We start from the raw sequence: 4,857 nt of genomic DNA, 5'->3' as shown, positions 1-4,857 counted from the left end.
GCGATGCGCCAGCTTGGCTTCGAACCGGCAGCGCCGCTCTACCTGCAGTCTGTAATCGAGGAGGAGTGCACCGGCAACGGTGCGCTGGCCTGCCTGGTCGCCGGCTACACGGCGGATGCGGCACTGATCCCGGAGCCTAGCCAGGAATGCGTCATGACTGCCCAGATCGGCGTGATGTGGATGGCGATCGAAGTCTTTGGCGTGCCCGTGCATGCGTCGCGTGCACAGGAGGGCATTGCCGCGACCGAGTTTGCCCAATACCTGGTCGACGAACTGCGCGCCCTGGAGCGGCAGTGGAACCAGCCCGAAGCGCGCCATCCGATGTACTGCAAGCATGCGCACCCGATCAACTTCAACCTTGGCCGGCTGGCGGGCGGCGAGTGGACCTCATCGGTGCCCACGCATTGCCGCGCGGACCTGCGAATCGGCTACTACCCGGGGCGGCCAGTCGTTGAGGTGCAGGCCGAGATCGAAGCATTGCTGAAGGCAGCGCACGCCCGGCATCCGCGCGCCGCCAACGTCCGGTACGAGGTGGTCTACGGCGGATTTCAATCCGAGGGCGTCGTGGTTGACATGGAAGCGCCCGTGATCTCCACCTTGATGCAGTGCCACCAGGACCTGCTGGAGGCCCAGCCCGGGACAACCGCCTTCACGGCAACGACGGACGTGAAGTTCTTTCACCTCTACGGAAAGATCCCGTCGACTTGCTACGGGCCCACCGGCGAGAGCATTCACGGCGTCGACGAATGGGTATCGATCGAGAGCCTGCAGCGCGTGACGGCGGTCTACGCCCTGTTCATTGCAAGGTGGTGCGGAGTAAATCGGCTTGCGGACCGTTCTGGAGGTCGTTGATCCGGCGTACCACTGCGGTACGCAGCCGGCGGGCGCTTTTTTGCCCGCGCGCCGGCGAACAGCTGGCGTCTACATGTCGACCACCCACCTTGCCGCCCCGCAGGCCGCCGATGCAGACCGCGTGCCGCCGAACAACCCCGACTGGCGCCGTCGCAAAGACGAGGCCACGCCGCGCGGCGTCGCGGTGCAGCAGACCTTCTACGCCGCCCGTGCCGAGAACGCCGAACTGATCGACGACTACCTCGTCACCAAATACGTGGCCCTGGCGGGCCTGTGACCGCATCCGATGAACCACCGCACCACCTCCACCGAACTGGCCGACGCCAACACCAACGACGTCAAAGGCATGCTGTCCTATGTCCAGCCCACGGCCGTCAGCCCCTGGGGCACTTACCTCACGCAGGTCGACCGCGTCGTGCCGTACCTCGGCCCGCTGGCGCGCTGGGCCGAGACGCTCAAGCGCCCCAAGCGCGCGCTGATCGTCGACATCCCGGTCGAGCTGGACAACGGCGCGGTGGCCCACTTCGAGGGCTACCGCGTGCAGCACAACCTGTCGCGCGGGCCCGGCAAGGGCGGCGTGCGCTACCACCCCGATGTGACGCTGGAAGAGGTGATGGCGCTGTCGGCCTGGATGACGGTGAAGAACGCGGCCGTGAACCTGCCGTACGGCGGCGCCAAGGGCGGCATCCGCGTCGACCCGAAGGGGTTGTCCATCAAGGAGCTGGAGCGCATCACGCGGCGCTACACCAGCGAGATCGGCATCATTATCGGGCCGCAGCAGGACATCCCGGCGCCCGACGTCAACACCAACGCACAGGTGATGGCGTGGATGATGGACACCTACTCGATGAACACCGGCGCCACCGCCACCGGCGTGGTCACTGGCAAGCCGCTGCACCTGGGCGGCTCGCTGGGCCGCGTCAAGGCCACCGGCCGAGGCGTGTTCGTCACCGGCCGCGAGGCGATGCAGCGGTTGGGCATCGAGCTGGCCGGCGCGCGCGTCGCGGTGCAGGGCTTCGGCAACGTCGGCGGCGTGGCGGCTGAACTGTTCGCGCAGGCCGGCGCGCGCATCGTCGCAGCGCAGGACCACACCGGCACCGTATACCAGTCCGGCGGCCTGGACGTGGCGGCGCTACAGGCCCACGTGGCACAGCATGGCGGCGTGCATGCTTTTGCGGGCGCCGAGGTGCTGGGCGACGATGCCTTCTGGGACGTACCCACAGAGGTGCTGATTCCGGCCGCGCTGGAAGGTCAATTGACCGCGGAGCGGGCCGGGCGCTTGGCCGCGCGGCTGGTGCTCGAGGGCGCCAACGGGCCAACCGTGCCGCGGGCCGATGACATCTTGGCCGAGCGCGGCATCACCGTGGTGCCCGACGTGATCTGCAATGCCGGCGGCGTCACGGTGTCGTACTTCGAATGGGTGCAAGACTTTTCCAATTTCTTCTGGACCGAGGAGGAGATCAACCAGCGAATGGACAAGATCATCCTCGATGCCTTCCGGCACATCTGGCACACGGCTGACACGCACTGCATCGGGCTGCGCACGGCGGCCTTCGTTGTGGCCTGCTCGCGCATCCTGACGGCGCGGCAGGAACGCGGCCTGTACCCCTGACGCGATGGCCAGCCCCGTGCATCGCATCGTTGTGGTTGGGGGGGGCGCCGGTGGCCTGGAGCTGGCGACGCGGCTGGGCAATCGCCTGGGCCGCCGCGGCTGTGCCCACGTCACGCTCATCGACCGCAACCGCACCCACTTCTGGAAGCCCCATCTCCACGAGATTGCCGCCGGCAGCATGAACCTCGGTCTGCACGAACTGAGCTACATGGCGCAGGCGCACTGGCATGGCTTCACCGACCGCATCGGCGAGATGAGCGGGCTGGACCGCGACCGCCGCCTCGTGCAGGTGGCGCCGCATCTCGATGAGCACGGCCGGCCGGTGACACCGGCGCGCGAGTTCCTGTACGACACGCTGGTCATCGCGGTCGGCAGCCAGACCAACGACTTCGGAACGCCCGGCGTGCGCGAACACGCGGTGGCGCTGGAGACACCGGCCGATGCCGAGCGCTTTCACCGTCGGCTGGTCAACGCGTGCATCCGCGCCCATGCGCAGCGCTCGCCGCTGGCGCCATGGCAGTTGAAGGTGGCCATCATCGGCGCCGGTGCCACCGGCGTGGAACTGGCCGCCGAGCTGCAGCGCACCACGCGCGAGCTGATCAGCTACGGCCTCGACCGGCTCGACCATGCGCGGCACATCGGCATCCACCTCATCGAGGCCGGCCCGCGTGTGCTGCCGGCGCTGCCCGAGCGGCTGTCGGCCGGTGCCCTGCGGCAGTTGCAGGCCCAGCACGTGACCGTGCACACCGGCGCCCGCGTCGCCGCGGTGGACGGGCAGGGCGTGCAGCTGGCCGACGGCCGGCGCATCGATGCCGAGCTGGTGGTGTGGGCCGCGGGCATCCGCGCGCCGGCATTCCTGGCGGGGCTGGGATTGGAAACCAATGCATTGAACCAGCTGAAGGTGCTGCCGACGCTGCAGACCACGCAGGACGAGCACGTGTTCGCCATTGGCGACTGTGCCGCCTGCCCATGGCTGGGCCGCGAGCCGGCCACCGTGCCGCCGCGCGCGCAAGCCGCGCACCAGCAGGCCACGCATGTGGCCGATGCCCTGGCGCGCCGGCTGCGCGGCCGGCCGCTCAAGCCTTGGCACTATCGCGACTTCGGCTCGTTGGTCTCGCTGGGGCGCTACAGCACGGTGGGCAACCTGATGAGCAGCCTGAAGGGGGGCACGCTGTGGCTGGACGGGTACTTCGCGTGGGTGATGTACCTGTCGCTCTACCAGATGCACCAGCACGTGCTGCATGGCGCGGCACGGGTCGTGCTCAACATGCTCGGGCACTTCTTCACGCGCCGCACCCGCCCGCGCGTGAAGCTCCATTGAGCCGTTGGGGCATGGCACCCCAATGGGCTACGCACACAGGCGACCGATGCAGGGTGTGATCGCCACTTGGCCGTTGAGGTGCCGACACTGGAATCGGCGCAATGTGTTTGGCAACGAAGAAGAGACAAATGACATCACTGAGCCGCTGACCCTGCCAGCGCGCTGAGCCTGCCGGCCGCTCGGCCGGCACTGATCTCTCTCGTCCTTCTTCTCTGCAGGGGACTGCCGTGGCGGCAGCCCCAGGATCGCTGTCGACCATGCACCAAGACCGTCAACCCAGACGTGAATGTCCAGCCTCAACACGCCGTCGGTGTTCGGCGTATGCGGCGGCAAGCAGGTGGCCGAGAGCCTGACCGGCAAGTTCGCTCTGGAGACCAACAACATCGGAGCCGACGGCATGACATTCATGAAGGTTACAGGCGAATTGCAGGGGCGACTATTGAGCCATCTTTAGGTAATCCAAAAATCAAAATCGGAAACAAATAATGACAAGCCTTCAACTTCTAAAAACGCTGTGCGCCGCCGCATGCCTGGCTGGGGCGCTGAGTGCCCGCGGAACAGGAGGACAGGTTGATAACATCGAAACTTATGCGCCGCTTTATGCGCCTTTGTCAGGTACCGGCGCGGTCGCCCGCACCGCCGCCAATCTCAGCTACGCCACCTTGATGGGTAGCGCCACCAGCTTGGTCGACTATGGCGCCTTTGCCGTTCCAACGAACGCAGCCAACCCCGACCAAACTTTCGAGGGCACACTGACGCTAAATAACCTCGGCACCACTGGTAGCTTCAGTGAACAGGGCACCTCGCGTGCCGTTTTTTACCAGGATCCGGGCCATCTACCCGCCTTTTCTTTTCAGTTCGTTCAGACCGGAACGCACATCGTCCCCGTCGCGCGCGGCTTGATCAGCACCACCCATCCAAATTGGTCCTACATCCTAGAACCGGGTCGGGTTTGGAAGGAAACGAACGATCAAGGCTACGCCCGCGCAGCTATGCCTTTTTCCCTGCAGGAGAAAGGCGCGAACTGCACCCATAACGGGGTGATGAGCTTTCTCTTCAAGTCTGACGGTAG

General features: G+C 66.3%; 6 protein-coding genes. All 6 read left to right on the top strand.

Translation table 11 applies throughout. The features are described from left to right. A partial coding sequence (locus AC1D2K_RS29890) for a M20/M25/M40 family metallo-hydrolase (protein WP_478093455.1) occupies positions 1 to 852 on the top strand: 852 nt, incomplete at its 5' end. 73 nt (positions 853 to 925) lie between these two features. Further along, positions 926 to 1,129: a hypothetical protein gene (locus AC1D2K_RS29885; protein ID WP_478093458.1), complete on the top strand. Its 204-nt coding sequence runs from the start codon at positions 926 to 928 to the stop codon at positions 1,127 to 1,129. Positions 1,130 to 1,198: 69 nt separating this feature from the next. Then, positions 1,199 to 2,464, top strand: a complete 1,266-nt coding sequence (locus tag AC1D2K_RS29880) for a Glu/Leu/Phe/Val family dehydrogenase (RefSeq protein ID WP_478093457.1) — start codon at positions 1,199 to 1,201, stop codon at positions 2,462 to 2,464. 4 nt (positions 2,465 to 2,468) lie between these two features. Beyond that, positions 2,469 to 3,785: an NAD(P)/FAD-dependent oxidoreductase gene (locus tag AC1D2K_RS29875; protein WP_478093454.1), complete on the top strand. Its 1,317-nt coding sequence runs from the start codon at positions 2,469 to 2,471 to the stop codon at positions 3,783 to 3,785. A gap of 286 nt (positions 3,786 to 4,071) precedes the next feature. Further along, the gene (locus tag AC1D2K_RS29870; RefSeq protein ID WP_478093452.1) at positions 4,072 to 4,239 is read left to right on the top strand and encodes a hypothetical protein; all 168 of its coding nucleotides are present in this window, start codon (positions 4,072 to 4,074) and stop codon (positions 4,237 to 4,239) included. Between the two features lie 31 nt (positions 4,240 to 4,270). Then, positions 4,271 to 4,857, top strand: a 587-nt coding sequence (locus AC1D2K_RS29865; protein ID WP_478093450.1) for a hypothetical protein, incomplete at its 3' end; no start/stop codon positions are given.

Source organism: Variovorax sp. P1_H12_2, from assembly GCF_056405335.1.
This window is presented reverse-complemented; position numbering and strand designations above follow the sequence as displayed.